This window comes from Herbaspirillum sp. C7C8 (assembly GCF_022627875.1).
In the GTDB taxonomy this organism is placed as follows: domain Bacteria; phylum Pseudomonadota; class Gammaproteobacteria; order Burkholderiales; family Burkholderiaceae_D; genus Herbaspirillum.
This window is the reverse complement of sequence record NZ_JABXGG010000009.1, coordinates 1-17,594: the sequence shown is the minus strand read 5'-3', so window position 1 is coordinate 17,594 and position 17,594 is coordinate 1. Positions and strand designations below refer to the sequence as shown.

Here is a 17,594-nt window from a genome sequence, read left to right as displayed (position 1 = left end):
ACTCAAGCAACTCAAGCAACTCAAGCAGCGACAAGCGCATGACCCCGAGCCGCCCAGCGGCCAATCAAGACGAGGAGACAAACGCATGATCCCATCGAGCAAGCTGCGCAAGCTGGCAGCCGCCTGTGCCATCGCAGGCATGTTTTCGGGCCCGGCCTGGGCCCAGGTATCCGATGACGTGGTACGCATCGGTTTCATCACCGACATGTCCGGCCCCTATGCCGACACCGACGGCCTGGGTGGACTGGAAGCGATCCGCATGGCGGTGGCCGACCATGGTGGCAAGGTGCTGGGCAAGCCCATCGAGATCCTCTCGGCGGACCACCAGAACAAGGCCGACATCGCCGCCACCCGCGCCCGCGAATGGGCCGACGAACGCGGCCTGGACATGCTCATCGGCGGCGTCAATTCGGCCACGGCCTTGTCGATGAACAAGGTGATGGCCGAGAAGAAGCGCGTCTACATCAACATCGGAGCCGGCACCGCGCGCCTGACCAACGAGGAATGCACCCCCTACACCGTGCACTACGAATATGACACCGTGGCCCTGGCCAAGGGCACGGCCAGCGCGGTGATCAAGCAGGGCGGGAAGTCCTGGTTCTTCCTGGTGGCGGACTATGCCTTCGGCCATTCGCTGGCCAATGACACCAGCGCGGTGGTCAAGGCCAGCGGCGGGACGGTGGTCGGTTCGATCAAGCATCCGCCGCAGTCCTCGGACCTGTCGTCCTTCCTGCTGCAGGCGCAGGCCTCCAAGGCACAGATTCTGGGTCTGGCCAATGCGGGCGAGGACACCGTCAATTCGATCAAGGCCGCCAAGGAATTCGGCGTGACCAAGACCATGAAGCTGGTGGGTCTGCTCATGGTCATCAACGACATCCACGCCCTGGGACTGGCCAATGCCGAGGGTCTGATGATGACCGACAGCTGGTACTGGGACAAGGACGAACCTTCGCGCAAGTTTGCCGAGCGTTTCTTCCAGAAGATGAAGAAAATGCCCAGTACCCACCAGGCGGCGGCCTATTCGGCCACCATGACCTATCTGAAGGCGGTGGAGGCGGTCGGCACCGATGATTCCACCAAGGTGATGGCGCAATTGAAGAAGACCCGCATCGATGATTTCTACAACAAGGGCTACATCCGCGCCGATGGACGCAACATCCACGACATGTACCTGTACCAGGTGAAGTCACCGGCCGAGTCCAAGAAGCCCTGGGATTACCTGAAATTGCTGGAAACCATCCCAGGTGAACAAGCCTTCACCAGCGTGGCGGATTCCAAGTGCAGTCTGCTCAAGCAATGATGGCAAGGTGAAGTTTCAGAGCAAAACCTGCGGGCCCTGGCCGGCCGGCAGGTTCAGCAGTTGGAGGGCGGGACCTGCGGGGCGGGTCTCGCCCTTCATGCTTGATCTGCCGGGTGGACGACCTGGCGCTTCCTTGACGATCCGTGCGCTCTTTACATCAACGACTTGCCTTGACCGGGTCTTGCACCTACTCTTGCACCTGGGTGCGGTCTTCCAGCTGTTCGCGCTGGGTGTTGAGGTCTTCCTGGACCTTGGTCATGTCCACCAGCGCTTCCTGGAAATACTTGTTGCGCTTGTTGTTGATCTGCGCCCGGATGTCGGCCACATTGCGCTGTAGCCGCAGCACGTCGGCGCGGCCGACGTCGCCGGTCTTCTCCAGGTTGCGGTTCATCTCCAGTTCCTGCGAGGCCAGGCCGAGCATGTCATTCAAGGCTTGCAGATCCTGGTCGATCAGGGTCTTGCGCTTGATGTACAGATCCTTCTGGTTGGCGATGTATTCCTTGTAGTCCAGCAGGTCGGGATCAAACACCAGGGGCTGGCCGTACACTTCGGCCCGCAGGCGCGCCAGGCTGATCCGCAGCGCGGCCACCTTGGCGCGGCTGTCGTTGAGGGAAGTCTGGATGCGGTCCTGTTCCAGCACCATCAGCAGTTGGCCCTGCTTGACGGATTCGCCCTCCTTGACCAGGATCTGCTTGACCGGCCCGCCATCGGGTGCCTGTACCGACTGGGTACGGGAAACGGCGATCACCTGCCCCTGCGCGCGAGTCACTTGATCGATGGGGCTCAATGCAGCCCAGACCAGCAGCAGCACGACACTGAACATGGACAGGCGCAGCATCCAGCGCGCCGATACCAACGGGTTGTGGTTGTGGGATTTGATTGGATTCATCTTTGATGTCATGGTCATGGCGGGCCTCAGGCAACGGTGACGGCGTTGGTGCCAGGCGTTTCGCCACGCAGGCGGGCGAGGACGGCATCACGCGGACCGTCGAGCACGACGCGGTTGCCGACCACCACGATGACGCGGTCCACCATGGGCAGGAAGGCTGGCTTGTGGGTCACCACCACGAGGGTGCGACCGCCGCTGATTTCTTCATTGAGCACGCTCAGGCAGTGACGCTCCAGGTCTTCATCCATGGACGCGGTCGGCTCGTCGAGCAGGAAGATGTCGGGCCGACACAGCAGCAGCCGGGTAAAGGCCACCAGTTGGCGCTGCCCGCCGGAGAGGCCGCGTCCGCCCTCCTGGATTGGCAGATCCAGTCCCTTGGGATGGGCGGAGACCAGACGCAGCAGGCCGGTACGCTCCATGACCTGCCGCAGCGCTTCGTCGCCGGGATCGGGCAGACCGATGAGCAGGTTCTCGCGCAGGGTGCCGACGAACAGACGGTGATCCTGCTGGAGGTAGCCGATATGCTGGTTCAGTGTCAGGCGATTGATGTTGGCCATGTCCAGGCCATCGATGAGGATGCGCCCCTGCTGCGGCCGGTACAGGCCCGACAGCAGTCGCAGGATGGTGGACTTGCCGGCACCGATCGGGCCCAGGATGGCAACGCGCTCGCCGGCCTTGATGCTGAGCTGGTCGATGCTCATGGCATTGAGCATGCTGCCGGCATAGGTGAATTTGACTTCTTCCACGCGGAACTCGCCGCGCAGGCTGTCAGGCGTGAGCTGGCGCTCACCGCCCTGGTCGGTTTGCAGCGCATAGATCTTTTCCAGGCCGGCCAGGGTGGCCTTGGTGTGGGCGCGCTGCACCATCAGCCCGGGGATCATCGCCACCGGCGCCAGGATGCGGCCGCCCAGGATGGAACAGGCAATGAGCGCACCCATGGTGATCTGGCCGTTGATGACCAGGAAGGAACCGACGATGACGGTGGTGGAATAACTCAGTTGCTGCAGCATGGCGGCGATGTAACCGGCATGGTCGCCAATGGCGCGCATGGCCATGTCGCTGCGGATGGATTCGGCGCTCACATCGATCCAGCGCGAGAGGAACTTCCAGCCCCCGGAACCGGACTTGATGGTTTCCACCCCTTCCACCGTCTCCACCAGCAGGCCGGTCTTGAGGTTGGAGGCGGCGGCGCTCTTGTCGGCCAGGCGCACCACCTTGCGGTTGGAGAGGTAGCCGATGCCGATGGCAGTCAGCCCGAACAGGGTCGGCACCAGCGCCATCCACGGACTGGCGATGAAGGCGATCACCAGGACGAACAGCAATCCCAGCGGCAGGTCCACCAGCGTAAAGAGCGTCTGCGAGGTGTAGAAGGAACGGATCTGCTCATAGCCGCGCAACTGACCGGCCAGGCTGCCCACCGAGCCGGGCAGCTGGTCCACCCGCACTGACAGCAGGCGTTCGAAGAGGGCCTGCGAGAGCTTGGCATCGAGGCCGGACACGACGTTGTCCATGATGTGCGAGCGCGCGAACTTCATGCCCAGCTCGAAGAGGATGGCCAGCGAAACGCCGATGGCCAGCACGATCAGCGTGGCCACGCCGTGGGTGGGAATGACGCGGTCGTAGACCTGCATGGAGAAGATCGACGCCCCCAGGGCGATGATGCTCATGACCACCGAGGCGATGACCACTTCGAGGATGACGGGACGGAACTCGGCCAGCGCCTCCTTGAAGACACGCTCGAAACCGTGCTGTTCTTCCTTGCTGCTCAGGGCGGCAAAATCGAACTTGTAGGCGCCCTCTTCCAGATCACTGTCGCTGATGAGGGCATGCCCTTCTTCACTGATGAAGATCCAGCGACCGTCGGGACGCTGGTCGACGATGACGCCCCAGCCACGCTCACCGACCACGCCCAGCATGGGCAGCTGGGCACGCTCGGGCTTGTCCAGATGCTGTGCCTTGGGCAGACTCAGGGCGCCACACAGCGCATTGATATCCATATCGGCCGCAGCATTTTTTCCCATCGCGCTGGCAATGGCTGCATTGAGTCGCACGCTGTCGATGACCACACCGTGACGCCGCGCGGCGGTCGTCACGGCCCATGCAAGGGAAGATGCCAGCTCGCTCATGGGGAGACCCCCGGCAGAGCGGCAATGCAGCCAGCTTGCGACTGGGCGTGAGCGTTGCCCGTTGCGGCGCAGGCTGGATGCGGCAATCTGGGACAGGAATGGATGTGCTTTCTCATGGCGATTCGTTTGGTTTGGTATCAGCGGCGACGATCGGCCTTCCTTCACGGGAAGGACTGTCGAAGACGCCTCGTTTCAGGACGGACTCGGCTTGATCGACAGTGAGAGCGAAAAGCAGGAGGAAACCCCTCAGACGATGCGTCGCGTAATGCCAGAAAAAACCCGGATGACGTCATCGATGGTGTTTCGCCACGCTAGCGGAAGGGGGCGAAACCGAGGGAGATCACGTCCGGAATCAGGCGCTGCGGCAGATCGTCAATGAGGCTAATGATCTTTGAAAATATAGAAATTTTTAATTGTCCTTTAGTTCATCGTGGACATATTTTCCATTCTCAAAAAACTAAGTAAATGACGAATATTGTCTAATCGACTTGATGTCTCTCTATGAGAGATGTGGAGAGAAGAAAGTGTGCAAGTGAAGAGAAAGCCTGCCTGCTCTGTCGCGACAATCAAAGCAATACGCTATGTCGCCTGAAAGCCTCTTCATAAGCGGCCTACAACAAAAGAACTCCCCTCGAATCATCTGCAACCCGAGGGGAGCTTGTTGCCATTCGCCACCGAATAATCCGACAAAAGTCAGCGTTGGTGACAGCGTCTCCGCTAGACCATGAACAGCGACGCGTAGGTGACTTTATCTAACATTTTCTTCCAGAATAATTGTCCTATGGTGCTGGCGATATGAAGTTTTAAAAAGGAAAGGAAAACTTCGGCGATTGGGGCAGCACATATCTGAAAAAAACGTCGCAGAAGAGCGTAAAAAAGCCAGTGCGGAGTCAGCCAAAGCAGCGCCTGCGAAGACCGCCCTCAGGTCAGGGGGATCAAGGATGACGCCATCCCTGCTGCCGTTTCCACGCGAACCTCATCGACGGCGGGAGCACACTGCGAGGTGGAGGCAGGCTGGGCGGGCAACAACGCCAATGCACTCTGCGACATGCTGCAATAGCGGGAAAATTCACCGGCCAGCATGGGTCGCGCGTAATACCAGCCCTGCGCATAGTGGACCCCGGCCTGATCCAGAAAGCTCGCCTGTGCCGCCGTTTCCACGCCCTCGGCCACGATGGCCAGCCGGAGCTTGTGGGCCAGGTCGATGATGCAGCCCAGTACCGGATGCGGCGGGGTATCGCTGCCGATACCGGTGACGAAGCTGCGATCCAGCTTGAGGACATCACAGGGCAGTTCGTGCAGATAGCGCAGGCAGGAATAACCGGTGCCGAAATCGTCCAGCGCGATGACATGCCCCCTGCAACGCGCCTCGGACAAGGTCATGCGGCTGGCCCGGGTTTCCATGCTGCTGCCCTCGGTAATCTCCAGCCAGAGCTGGGCGGGCGCCACGCCGGTGGCGGCCAGAGCAGCATCGAGCGCCTTCAGTATCCTGCCGCTGTTGACGTCCTGGGCCGGGATGTTGATGGCCAGATGCAGCTGCGGATGGGCGCGCAGCGTCGGGGCCATGTCGTTGAGGGACTGTGCCAGCACCAGATCGGTGATGGCATCGAGGTAACCGTGCCGTTGCGCCGCCGGCAGGAAGTGATCGGGAGCGAGCAGCGCGCCATTCTCGCGCTGCCAGCGCACCAGGACTTCGGCGCCGGCGCAGCGACCGTCGGCCAGCACCACGATGGGCTGATAGACGACGATGAATTCCTCGCGCTGGATGGCGCGCCTGAACTGCGCTTTGGTGATCATGATCCTCCCGGCTGCAGACGCGCTGCGGTATCTCTTCAGGTCACCGCCGGCGCGCAGGATGATGTTCAGCGCACCTGGTCCAGTCCATACGCCCACAATTGCAGCTTGCGGCCGTTGGCAATGATCATGGCCGTGACGTCGGCCTTTTGCAGGTCGGTTTGTACCACCTCACGCGCGGCATTCATCACGTCCAGCCAGGAGCGTCGGCCGGAGAGATACTGGCGAGTGTAGGAGGCCAGCACCTCCTCGGACGACAACGCCACGTCCTCCAGGTTGCGCGAGCGCGCCTCGGCCTGCTGATATTCGGTATAGGTGGCGGCGATCTGCGAAATCAGTTCCAGCCGGGCGGCATCCACCGCCAGCACGGCCGACTCGTAGCGTCCCTGTGCAGCCGCCACTTCGGAGCCCAGCGACAGGCCGGCGCCCAGCTGCATCTGCATGCCGATGAAGGCGCGGTTGGCATCGGGGGTGTGGGCGACGCTGAAGTTGCCGCGCTGGTGTTCCAGGCGGGCGTAGACTTCAGGCCAGTAGGAAGCGCTACGGATCCGGATGGCCGATTCCTGCACCTTGGCATCGGCACGCAGCCGCTTGAGCAGCGGACTGCTCTGGAGCATGCTCTCGGTGAGCACAGGCAGCTCCTCGCTGATGGACAGCTTCACCACATCGGCGCGCAGTTCCTCGTCGCGCAAGGGCAGGCCGACCAGTTGCTCCAGTTGCAGCCGGGCCGACTGGCGGCTGGCCTTGGCGCCCAGCAGGTCGGTCAGCGCCTGGTCTCGGCGCCCCCGCACCAGGGTCACGTCCACGCGCGCGGCAGCGCCTTCCTTCTCGCGGCGCTGGCTTTGTGCGAGGAAGTCCTCCAGCGCCTTCAGGTTCTTCTGGTTGGCCTCGGCCGCCAGGTCCGAGCGCACCCACAGGCTGTATTGCGAAATGACCTGCTCAGCCAGGCGGAAGCGCTGCTCACGCAGGGCTTCCTCGGCCGAGGTGCGGTTGTGACCGGCCTGCTCCAGCTGTGCCGTCAGGCGGCCACCGGACCACAGCGTCTGTTGCAGGCGCAGGATGACGACGGTGTCGTCGCCACCGTAGGACACGTCCCGCTTGCTGGTCGCGCCAGCGCGTTCGACCGACATCGAGGGCGTGGGGAAGAATTGCCATCTGGCCGAGGAGATGCTCTCGCCGGCGGCGTCGACGGCGCGCTGGCGGGCCACGGCAGCGGGATTGTTGAAGGCGGCCTGCTGCACCAGCTCACCCAGGGTGACGGCCCCGGCAGGCAGGCTCAGCACCGCCAGCGAGGCCGCCAGTACGGCCGTGAAGCGGCGGGTGCCGCGCTGCATGACCGAGGTCCGGAAAGACTGCGGGCCGCGCGCGCGGCCAGGGGAAAGAGTGTCGTTCATCTGCGCTCATGTTGGGTTGCTCTCGTCCGCTGCGGACCCTCGCGGAAATCCGACCGACACGGCAGCCGCACTGGCGGGAAACGAGAATAGGCTTTGGATGATCGCGGAAACGACAGGAGCGACTAATTGTCCCTTGGTGCAGAAAGCTTCATATCGCCTCGAAAAACTTCGAGGAATGGAATGAGGATCAAGATGCGCGCCGCACGGACGCGGCCCGGCGCGATTGCCAGGTCCGGTGCAGCGGCGTGATGCCGCTGTCTTTCGGGCGGATTCAGGAGGAGAACGAGGCGACTGCCAGGGCTGCGCGCAGCAGGGTCATCACTTCGTCCCAATCTCCTGCACGCTGCTGGCGGAACAGCCGGGCGGTGGGATACCAGGGCGAGTCATGGCGTTGCAGGAACCAGCGCCAGTCCGCGGCATACGGCAGCGCGATCCAGACCGGCAAGCCCAGTGCACCGGCCAGGTGGGCGGCGGCCGTATCGACGCTGATGACCAGATCCATGCAGGAGAGTGCCGCCGCCGTATCGGCGAAGTCACGGATGCCCTCCCCTACGGCATGCCATTGCGGCCCGGCCTGCTGCAGCCACTGCGCATCCTCGGGGCGCAGGTCGGGCTGGATCACGAACAAGGACACCCCCTCGCGCGCCTTCTCCAGCGCGGCAAAGCGGGCCAGCGCGATGGACCGGCGGGCATCATTGAGGTTGCCCGGATTGCCCGAGCAGACGATGCCCACGCGCACCTGTCCCGGCACACGCGGGGCCAGGCCGTCCAGATGCCGTTCCCACTGCGCTTTCAGGGCGATATGAACATTCAGGTAGGGTACCGGTGCCGGGATATTGTCCATCGTCGTATTGCACACCAGCGGCAGGCTCATCAGCGGCAGCTGGTAGTCCACCGGGGGCAGGGCGCTGCCGGAGGCGACCAGTTCAATGCGCGCGGCCAGGGGCAGCTGCTGCATCAGGGTGAACAAACTTTCCGGAATCTCCAACACCACCTCGGCCCCGGCCTCGACCATCTGCTGCACATAGCGGCTGAACTGGATGGTATCGCCCTGCCCCTGCTCGGCCCACAGCAGGATGCGCTTGCCGGCCAGCGAACTGCCGCCGTTCCAGGGCGGGATGGCGGCGTGGCGGTAAGGATCGGCGCCGCGCCCTTCCCAGCGCCATTCGTAGAGCGGCCAGGCTTCTTGCAGCCGACCCAGCACCAGCAGCGACAGCGCCAGGTTGACGTGGGCATCGGCGTCGGCGGCGTTCATGCGCAGGGCGCGACAAAAGCTGTCGATGGCTTCCTCGTGCTCGCGCAGGCGCGCCAGCGTGGTGCCACGGCTGACGTGGGCATCCACCAGATCGGGGTCGAGGATCAGGGCCTGGTCGTAGTAACGCAGGGCTTCCTGGTACTCCCCCGAGGCATGTTCGATCAACCCCGCATCCAGCCAGTATTGCGCCCGCTGATCGAAGCGCAGCAGTACCTGGCGCAGACATTGGCGGGCGGCTTCCCACTGGCGCAAGCGCTCGTGCAGGCGGGCCTTGCGGTGCCAGGTATCGGGCACATCGGGATTGCGCTGCAGCGCCTCTTCCAGCAAGGCCAGGGCCTGGAGATCGTTCTTGCCGGAGGGCGACATGCCCAGCAAGGCGGCGGAAGCGGCAACGAAGAACTCGGGGCGTTCATGCCCGGCTTCGATCAGGTCGCGATAGAGCAGGAAGGCATCTTCATGACGTCCCTGCTCGTAGAAGGCACGGCCCAGGCGATAGCGCAGGGCAAGGGCCTGCTCGCTGTCGGGGTCCACCAGCGGCAGGGCCTGCTGCCAGGCCAGGGCGGCTTCCTCGAAGCGCCCCTGGGCGGCCACGACACTGCCCAGCAGTTGCAGCGCATCGGCGTGCCGGGGATGGCTCTCCAGCAGGGAGAACAGCAGGCGCTCGGCAGCGGGATAGTCGTCCTGGTGGAAATGGTCGAGGGCGAGGCGCAGGGTATCGGTGGTGTTCATGGCGGGCGGGATGAGACAGAGCCGCGTATTGTCTCATCCCTGCCCGGCCACCGGGTCAGTGCTTGAACACCAGCACCGGATCGGCGCGATAGAGGGCCGGATACATCTTCTGCAGATTGTTGATCTTGGGCAGATCGTTGTAGGCGATGTAGGGCTGGTCGGGATACAGGGTGGCGTAGTCCTGGTGGTAATCCTCGGCGCGATAGAAGCCTTGCAGCGGTGCCACCTGGGTCACGATGGGGGCGCTGAAGACCTTGGCGGCGTTGATCTGGGCAATGTAGGCCTGGGTTGCCTGGGCCTGATCGTTGCTGGAGGTGAAAATGGCCGAGCGGTATTGCGTACCATGATCCGGTCCCTGGCGATTGAGCTGGGTCGGGTCATGCGCCACGGAAAAATAGATCTGCAGGATCTGGCCGTAGGAAATCTTGCGCGGATCATAGGTCACCTGTACCGCTTCGGCATGACCGGTGGCCCCCGAACTGACCATGGGATAGGTGGCCGAATCCGCCTTGCCACCGGCATAGCCGGAGACCGCCTGCAATACTCCCCGGGTATGCTGGAACACCCCCTGCACACCCCAGAAACAGCCACCGGCCAGCACCACGGTGGCGCTGCTGGCGGTGGACGGCAGCACGGCCTTGCCGCTGGGTGCGGGAACGGCCACGGCCGCTTCGGCGGCCAAGGTGGAAGCACAGGCCAGCGCCAGGCAAAGGCTGGCAGCTGAGGCCAGGACGGCAGGTTTGAACAGAGACATGGCAGGACTCCCAGAAGACAATCCGGAAAATCGGATCAAACGATCAGTTCAGAGAAGGGAAACAGGAAGATTTCAGCGTCGCACGGGTTGTCCCGGCGCGCTCGACACCCGGTTCAGCCGCCACAGCAGGCGCAGTGCGAGCATCACCCCGACCAGCACCGCAAACAACAGCGGCTGGGCGATCAGGTTCTTGCCGGCCTTGTCCCACCAGTAATGCAGCACGCCCAGCGGCACGATCAGGTAGATCAGACGATGCAGGACCTGCCAGCGTTTGCCGCCCAGGCGCCGCACCATGCCGTTGGTACTGGTGATGGCCAGCGGGATGGACAGCAGCAGTGCCAGTACACCGACGGTGATGAAGGGGCGCTTGACGATGTCCTTCCAGATCTCGCCCAGGTCGAAGAAGTGATCGAACCAGACGAAGGTCGTGAAGTGCAGGCACAGATACAGAAACGCCATCAGCCCCAGCATGCGCCGCATGCGCACCAGCCAGTTCAAGCCGGTGATCTTGCGCAGGGGCGTGACGGCCAGGGTGATGCAGAACAGGTACAGGGTCCAGTCCCCGGTGCTGTGAGTGATGAATTCCAGCGGGTTGGCACCCAGCCCGCCGCTCAAGCCCAGCGCGACCAGCCGCCCCAGCGGGACGAAGGCCAGTGCCAGGAACAGCCACCACAGTAGCGTGACGGTGCGGGGCTTCAAGGTGCGCAAGGCGGCGGGGGCAAGCTGCATGGGCGGTCCCGGCTTCAGAAGAACTTGCGCAGGTCCATGCCGGTGTACAGGCTGGCTACGTCGTTGTATCCGTTGAACATCAGCGTCTTGCGCTTGGGTGCGAAGAAGCCGTCCTCACCGATGCGCCGCTCGGTGGCCTGCGACCAGCGCGGGTGGTCGACGTTGGGGTTGACGTTGGAATAGAAACCGTATTCCTGCGGTGCGTAGAGGTTCCAGGCGGTCTTGGGCTCGTCCTTGACGAAACGGATCTTGACGATGGACTTGGCCGACTTGAAACCGTATTTCCAGGGCACGATGATGCGCACCGGTGCCCCGTTCTGATTGGGCAGCACTTCGCCGTACATGCCCAGGGTCAGCAGGGTCAACGGGTGATTGGCCTCGTCCATGCGCAAACCTTCACGATACGGCCAGTTCAGGATGGGCGTGGACAGGCCGGGCATCTGCTTCTTGTCGGCCAGGGTGACGAATTCGACGTACTTGGCATTGCCGGTCGGCTCGGCCTTCTTGATCAGGGCCGAGAGCGAATAGCCGATCCAGGGAATCACCATCGACCAGCCTTCCACGCAACGCATGCGATAGATGCGCTCTTCCAGCGGCGCCAGCTTGGTGAGGGCGTCCAGATCCAGCGTCATGGGCTTCTTGACCTCGCCTTCGATGTCGACGGTCCAGGGGCTGGTCTTGAGGGTGCCGGCATTCTTGGCCGGATCGGCCTTGTCGGTGCCGAATTCGTAGTAATTGTTGTAGCTGGTGGCGTCCTTGTAGGCGGTCTGCTTGTCCATGACCGCATAGGCGTTGTTGAGATGGGCCGGCAGTTTCCGGCCCTGCTGCGCGAACGCCTGCGGCAGCGCGCCCATGCCGCCGGCCAGTGCGGCACCGGCCGCCGCGCGCGCCATGAAGCTGCGGCGCGACAGGTAGAGATCACGCGGGGTGATCTCGGAGGCGGTCGGGATGTCAATCTGGTCGGGACGGATCTTGATCAGCATGGTGCACTCCGAAAAAAAGAGATGAATGCAAAGCGGCGACAAGGTCTGGACCTTGACGGAGGAAAGTCATGGTAAAACCCCTGCGGTGACGCGCGGGTGTCGATTTGATGACAATTTTGTCATGAAGAAAAATCCCTCCATTGCTAGAATCGAGTGCATTTTCCAGCCATTCTCCCCGATCCCGGCCGCCTTTGCAGCGGCCTTTCCCCTGACTTTCACGGTTTCCCCACAGCATGGCCATCCTGGTAATCGAAGACGACCCCAAGACCGGTGACTATCTGCGCAAAGGCTTGCGCGAATCCGGCTATGCCGTCGACCTGGCCCGCACCGGCAGCGACGGCCTGCACATGGCGCTGGAGCAGGACTACGACCTGGTGGTGCTGGACGTGATGCTGCCGGGCCTGGATGGCTGGCAGGTCATGAGCGCGCTGCGCAGCAAGCGCGATCTGCCGGTGCTGTTCCTGACGGCCAAGGACCAGGTGGAAGACCGTATCCGCGGTCTGCAACTGGGCGCCGACGACTATCTGGTCAAGCCCTTTTCCTTCACCGAGCTGGTCCTGCGCATCCGCACCCTGCTGCGCCGCGGCGTCACGCGTGAAGCCGAGGTCTACGAGATCGCCGACCTGCAACTGGACCACGTGCGCCACAAGGTCACGCGCCAGGGTGTCAACATCGCGCTGACCAACAAGGAATTCATGCTGCTGCACCTGCTCATCAAGCGCCAGGGTGAAGCCCTGTCCCGCACCGTGATCGCCTCGCAGATCTGGGATATGAACTTTGACAGCGACACCAACGTGGTCGATGTCGCCATCAAGCGCCTGCGCGCCAAGATCGATGCCCCCTTCGAGAAGAAACTGATCCACACCGTGCGCAGCGTCGGCTACATGTTCTCGGAAACGCCGTGAGCGCCGCGCTTCCCCCCGTGCGCGGCTGGACCCTGACCGCCCGGGTCACTGCCCTGTTCGCCCTGATGACCGCGCTGGTGGTGACCGGCCTGGGCGTCTACCTGGACCGCGCCGCCGGCGAGGCGCTCTCGCAGCGTGCCGACCAGGCGCTGATCGGGCGGGTGGAGCACTTCCGCAACCTGATGCACGATCTGTACAACGTCGAGCAGATGGAGCAGCGCCCCGCCCTTTTCGAAAGCATGATGGGCAACGAGCAGGATGTGCGCATCTTCCGTCGCCAGGGAGGCGCGCCCTTCATCCAGAGCAATCCCGACCATCTGGTGCCGCCACCGATGACGCCGCTGCCGGTGGGCAGCCCGGTCAGCTCGGCCAGCCTGCAGACCAGCTATCGGACCGATGGCGTGCGGGTGCGCTGGGTATCGGCCCTGGCCGATGTCGGCCAGGGTGGCCAGGGCGGCAACCGCGTGGAGATCGTCGCGGCCTACGTCATGGTGCAGGAAAGCCGCATGATGCACAGCTACCGCTGGCGTATCGCCGGGGCCGCCGGGGCGGCGATCCTGCTGACCTCGCTGTTGGGATTCGTGCTGTTGCGGCGCGGACTGCAACCGCTGGAGGCCATGAGCCAGCGCGCCGCCCAGATCACGCCGGACCATCTGTCGACCCGCCTGGAGCAGCACGGCATGCCGGCCGAACTGCGGCGCGTGGCGCTGTCCTTCAATGCCATGCTGGATCGACTGGAGGCCGGCTATGACCACCTGGCACAGTTCTCCGGCGACCTGGCCCACGAGATCCGCACCCCCATCAACGTGCTGATGGGCCAGAGCCAGGTGGCGCTGGGTCAGCGCCGCAGCCTGGACGAATATGAACAGTTGCTCGAATCGAATGTGGAAGAATTGCAGCGGCTCGCGCGCATCGTCGAGAACATCCTGTTCCTGGCCCAGGCCGACCATGCCACGCTGGCAGTGGAGTGCAGCGCGCTGGACCTGCATGAAGAACTGGGCAAGGTGACCGATTACTTCGAGGGCATCGCCGACGAACGCGGCCTGCGTTTCGAACTGCAGGCGCAAGGCATCTGCCATGCCAATCGCGACATGTGGCGCCGTGCGGTCAACAACCTGGTCATCAACGCGGTGCGCTACGGCCAGGCCGACAGCGTCATCCGCATCCAGGCCGCAGCGGACGCCAGCGGCAGCCGCATCCTGGTGGACAACCGCTGCGAGGGGGTCACGCCCCAGGCGATGGCACGCATGTTCGACCGTTTCTATCGCGGCGACCGCTCGCGCAGCGCCTTCACCGAATCCAATGGCCTGGGACTGGCCATCGTCAAGGCTATCCTGGCCCTGCATCGTGGCGCGGCGGCGGTGGAGTGTCCGCAGCCGGGCTGGATACGCTTCAGCCTGTTCTTCCCTGCGGCGGCAGCGCAGTCGGGGCCGCTTCCGGCGCCGCACTGACGGTCTTCTGCGCGGCCTGGGCCGCCAGTTCGGCCTCGCGGGCTTCGGCAGCACGGCGCGCCTTCTGCGCCGCCGACGCGCGGGTGAAGATGATCTTCAGGGCGGCCATCACCGGCACCGAGAGGAAGATGCCGGCCACTCCGCCCAGCTGGTCTCCGGCCAAGAGGCCCAGAATCACCATCAGCGGGCTGACCTCCACGCCTTCGCTCATCAGATAGGGATTGAGCACGTAATCCTGAAACACCCGATAGGCGACGATGAAGCCGACCAGCCACAGCAGGTGGTCATAGCCACTGAAACCGGCCACCACCAGCGCCGCCGCACTGGCCGCCAGCGGGCCGGCAAAGGGAATGAACTCCAGCACCGCCGCCAGCCCCGCCAGCAGCATGGCGTAGGGGACGCCCATGAGGGAGAAGGCGATACTGTAGGCCACGAAGGTGGCAATGGCCAGCAAGAGCAGCGCCCGTACGTAGCGCGAGAGCAGCACGTCCAGATCCTTGATGATGCCATCCCACAGCTTGCGGTTGGAACGATTCATCCAGGACAGAATTTCATCACGCATGGCCGGTGCCTCCTTGATCAGCAGGAAGCTGATGACCGGCACCAGCACCAGGTAGATCAGGTTGCTGGCCGCGTGCATCACGCCCACGCCGAACTGCTTGGCCAAGGGCATGGCCTGGTCGGTACCATTGGCGAGCTGGTCGCGAACGAAACCGAGGATGCGCGCGCGCAGCGGTTCGGCAAATCCCGGCAGCGGGATGTGCGAGACGGCATCGCTGGAGCGCAGCAGCGCCGGCAGCTGTTCGGACAGCCGCAAGGCCTCTTCCTGGATACGCACCCCGAAAATGCTCACGACCGCTGCCACCATACCGATGGCCAGCACGAACACCACTGCGATGGAAACCGCACGCGGCACCCGGGCCGGGCGTACCCGCTCGATCTGCTCCACCAGCGGATAGACCAGATAACTGAAGAAGACGGCAAACACCAGCACCAGCACGGTGGCCGAAATGGTATAGGTGACGTAGAGCAACAAGGCCACCAGGAAGACGGTCCAGACGATCCTGGCGACGCGAAAATCGAAACCCAGCATAAACATTCATCCTTGGAAAATCAGACGCGCCTCACCTGCGTCACGGAGCACCCCGCCCCCGCTACGGCTGAGCTGCGATTGCACCTTATTTGATCCGCATCATGTTTCCTATCAGTCAAATCCTTCAGGCTGTGTAGGAAAGCGTGAAAATACCTTCATGCAGCGCGACAAGATGCTGAACTCAGGGCTGCGTCCTTGCGGAACCGGGAAGTCCGCAAGACGCGATGTCGTCACGAAGAGACATTCATACGTCTCCTCCGCCCTGTCAGCCGCCTGAGCCTGCCGCCGACCTGCGCCCGCGAATGCACACGGGGCGCGTGTCATTCTCATCAGTGATATCTGTTATCAGAAAATACACGAGAACATGACATTGCGACGGGTCAGGCAATTGCTTTAAATTTCAGTAATTACTGAAATTTCGAAAGTTTTTAACATGGAAAAACAGGTACTCAGTCCTCTCATGCAGCGCTTCATCAGCCACTTCGGCGAGATGGGCAGCCGCTGGGGCATCAATCGTACGGTGGGCCAGATCTATGCCCTGCTGTATATCTGCGGCTGCCCGCTCAATGCCGACGAGATTGCCGAATACCTCAGTTTTTCGCGCTCCAACGTGAGCATGGGCCTGAAGGAACTGCAGTCCTGGCGGCTGGTGAAATTGCTGCACAAGCCGAATGATCGTCGTGAATATTTCGAACCGCCCGGCGACATCTGGGAAATCTTCAAGGTCCTGCTGGAGGAACGTCGCCGCCGCGAGATCGAACCGACCCTCTCGATGCTGCGCGATGCCCTGCTGGAAGCGCCCGGCAGCAAGGATGACAAGGAAGTGCAAAAGCGCATGCGCCAGATGTATGAACTGATCGAGCTCTCCAGTTCCTGGTTCGACGATGTGCAGCGCCTCTCGCCGGAGACCCTGGTGTCATTGATGAAGATGGGTTCCAAGGTCAAGAAACTGCTGGACGTGCGCGACAAGTTCCGCCTCGGCAGCAGCAACGACAAGGAGTAATTCAGATGCAGCTCACGCAATCCCGCAAACGACCGTGGCGCTGGCCACGCCTGACCCAGCTGCCGCTGGGGGTGGAGATCACCCTGCTGCTGGTAGTCAAGATCGCCCTCATCACGGTGCTGGCCAGGACCTTCTTCGCCCATCCCGAGGCCAAGCACATGCAGATGCCGGTGCAGCGGGTGGAGCAGCGCATGCTGTCCTTCACCGCGCCGCCGGCAAGCACCGAACAAATTCAAGACCTGTCCGCCAAACAACAAACGGAGTAACACAACATGGTTCCCATCGATGAAGTCGTCTCGCTATCGCGGCTGCAGTTTGCCGTCACGGCGCTCTATCACTTCCTGTTCGTCCCCCTGACCCTGGGCCTGTCCTGGATCCTGGTCATCATGGAGTCGGTCTATGTCATGACCGGCAACCAGATCTACAAGGACATGACCCGCTTCTGGGGCAAGCTCTTCGGCATCAACTTCGCCATGGGCGTGGCCACCGGCATCACCCTGGAATTCCAGTTCGGCACCAACTGGTCCTACTATTCGCACTACGTGGGTGACATCTTCGGCACCCCGCTGGCCATCGAGGGCTTGATGGCCTTCTTCATGGAATCGACCTTCGTCGGCCTGTTCTTCTTCGGCTGGGACAAGCTCTCCCGCAAGCAGCATTTGATCGTCACCGTGCTGGTGGCGCTGGGCTCGAACCTGTCGGCGCTGTGGATCCTCATCGCCAACGGCTGGATGAACAATCCGGTGGGCGCCGAATTCAACTTCGAGACCATGCGCATGGAACTGGTCAGCATGACCGACGTGATCTTCAACCCGGTGGCCCAGGTCAAGTTCGTGCATACCGTGGCAGCGGGCTATGTCACGGCCTCCATGTTCGTGCTGGGGGTCTCCGCCTGGTATCTGCTCAAGGCGCGTGATACCGCCTTCGCGCTGCGTTCCTTCGCCGTGGCTGCCGGTTTCGGCCTGGCCGCCACGCTCTCGGTGATCGTCCTGGGGGATGAATCGGGCTATACCGCCGGTGAAGTCAACAAGGTCAAGCTGGCCGCCATCGAAGCCGAGTGGGACACCCACCCCGCCCCGGCCGGCCTGACCCTGTTCGGCCTGCCCAACGACAAGGAAGAGCGCACCGATTACGCCATCAAGATTCCCTACGTACTGGGCTTGATCGGGACACGCTCGGTCGATACCCA

15 protein-coding genes are annotated in these 17,594 nt (G+C 62.9%); 6 read left to right on the top strand and 9 right to left on the bottom strand.

The window, feature by feature from the left end; genetic code table 11:
• Positions 1-85 precede the first annotated feature (85 nt).
• The gene (locus HWE01_RS12205; protein ID WP_241821951.1) at positions 86-1,300 is read left to right on the top strand and encodes an ABC transporter substrate-binding protein; all 1,215 of its coding nucleotides are present in this window, start codon (positions 86-88) and stop codon (positions 1,298-1,300) included.
• Between the two features lie 187 nt (positions 1,301-1,487).
• On the opposite strand, the gene HWE01_RS12200 is transcribed toward HWE01_RS12205, so the two are convergent.
• The 8 genes from HWE01_RS12200 to msrP all read right to left on the bottom strand — a co-directional run bounded on the left by HWE01_RS12200 (position 1,488) and on the right by msrP (position 11,953).
• On the bottom strand, positions 1,488-2,189 hold the full coding sequence (locus HWE01_RS12200; RefSeq protein ID WP_241821950.1) for a biotin/lipoyl-containing protein: 702 nt from the start codon (positions 2,187-2,189) through the stop codon (positions 1,488-1,490).
• Positions 2,190-2,215: 26 nt separating this feature from the next.
• Positions 2,216-4,315 (bottom strand): ATP-binding cassette domain-containing protein, encoded by a 2,100-nt coding sequence (locus HWE01_RS12195; RefSeq protein WP_241821949.1) that lies wholly within the window; start codon positions 4,313-4,315, stop codon positions 2,216-2,218.
• A gap of 921 nt (positions 4,316-5,236) precedes the next feature.
• The gene (locus HWE01_RS12190; RefSeq protein ID WP_241821948.1) at positions 5,237-6,112 is read right to left on the bottom strand and encodes an EAL domain-containing protein; all 876 of its coding nucleotides are present in this window, start codon (positions 6,110-6,112) and stop codon (positions 5,237-5,239) included.
• A 65-nt stretch (positions 6,113-6,177) separates the two neighbouring features.
• Complete coding sequence (locus HWE01_RS12185; protein WP_241821947.1) at positions 6,178-7,503, bottom strand: TolC family protein; 1,326 nt, start codon at positions 7,501-7,503, stop codon at positions 6,178-6,180.
• A gap of 271 nt (positions 7,504-7,774) precedes the next feature.
• Positions 7,775-9,487 carry a tetratricopeptide repeat protein gene (locus HWE01_RS12180; RefSeq protein ID WP_241821946.1) on the bottom strand — a complete coding sequence of 571 codons (1,713 nt, stop codon included), beginning with the start codon at positions 9,485-9,487 and terminating at the stop codon, positions 7,775-7,777.
• 55 nt (positions 9,488-9,542) lie between these two features.
• A complete protein-coding gene (gene msrA / locus HWE01_RS12175; protein ID WP_241821945.1) occupies positions 9,543-10,241 on the bottom strand; it encodes a peptide-methionine (S)-S-oxide reductase MsrA in 699 nt (232 codons plus the stop codon).
• Positions 10,242-10,313: 72 nt separating this feature from the next.
• Complete coding sequence (gene msrQ, locus HWE01_RS12170; protein ID WP_241821944.1) at positions 10,314-10,970, bottom strand: protein-methionine-sulfoxide reductase heme-binding subunit MsrQ; 657 nt, start codon at positions 10,968-10,970, stop codon at positions 10,314-10,316.
• 14 nt (positions 10,971-10,984) lie between these two features.
• Positions 10,985-11,953 (bottom strand): protein-methionine-sulfoxide reductase catalytic subunit MsrP, encoded by a 969-nt coding sequence (gene msrP, locus HWE01_RS12165; RefSeq protein ID WP_008330155.1) that lies wholly within the window; start codon positions 11,951-11,953, stop codon positions 10,985-10,987.
• A 233-nt stretch (positions 11,954-12,186) separates the two neighbouring features.
• Here msrP and HWE01_RS12160 point away from each other — a divergent pair, with 233 nt between their 5' ends.
• Positions 12,187-12,858 carry a heavy metal response regulator transcription factor gene (locus HWE01_RS12160; RefSeq protein ID WP_008330156.1) on the top strand — a complete coding sequence of 224 codons (672 nt, stop codon included), beginning with the start codon at positions 12,187-12,189 and terminating at the stop codon, positions 12,856-12,858.
• Positions 12,855-14,309, top strand: coding sequence for a heavy metal sensor histidine kinase (locus HWE01_RS12155; RefSeq protein ID WP_502798437.1), 1,455 nt, complete (start codon positions 12,855-12,857; stop codon positions 14,307-14,309). The genes HWE01_RS12160 and HWE01_RS12155 overlap by 4 nt, the downstream gene beginning before the upstream one ends.
• On the opposite strand, the gene HWE01_RS12150 is transcribed toward HWE01_RS12155, so the two are convergent.
• Positions 14,251-15,402 (bottom strand): AI-2E family transporter, encoded by a 1,152-nt coding sequence (locus HWE01_RS12150; RefSeq protein WP_034350467.1) that lies wholly within the window; start codon positions 15,400-15,402, stop codon positions 14,251-14,253. The genes HWE01_RS12155 and HWE01_RS12150 overlap by 59 nt on opposite strands.
• Before the next feature lie 433 nt (positions 15,403-15,835).
• On the opposite strand from HWE01_RS12150, the gene HWE01_RS12145 reads away from it, so the two are divergent.
• The 3 genes from HWE01_RS12145 to HWE01_RS12135 all read left to right on the top strand — a co-directional run.
• Positions 15,836-16,405, top strand: coding sequence for a GbsR/MarR family transcriptional regulator (locus tag HWE01_RS12145; protein WP_034350469.1), 570 nt, complete (start codon positions 15,836-15,838; stop codon positions 16,403-16,405).
• A 5-nt stretch (positions 16,406-16,410) separates the two neighbouring features.
• Positions 16,411-16,671: a cytochrome oxidase putative small subunit CydP gene (cydP, locus tag HWE01_RS12140; protein ID WP_008330171.1), complete on the top strand. Its 261-nt coding sequence runs from the start codon at positions 16,411-16,413 to the stop codon at positions 16,669-16,671.
• A 6-nt stretch (positions 16,672-16,677) separates the two neighbouring features.
• Positions 16,678-17,594 (top strand): cytochrome ubiquinol oxidase subunit I (locus HWE01_RS12135; protein ID WP_241821943.1); only part of this gene is annotated, 917 nt, incomplete at its 3' end.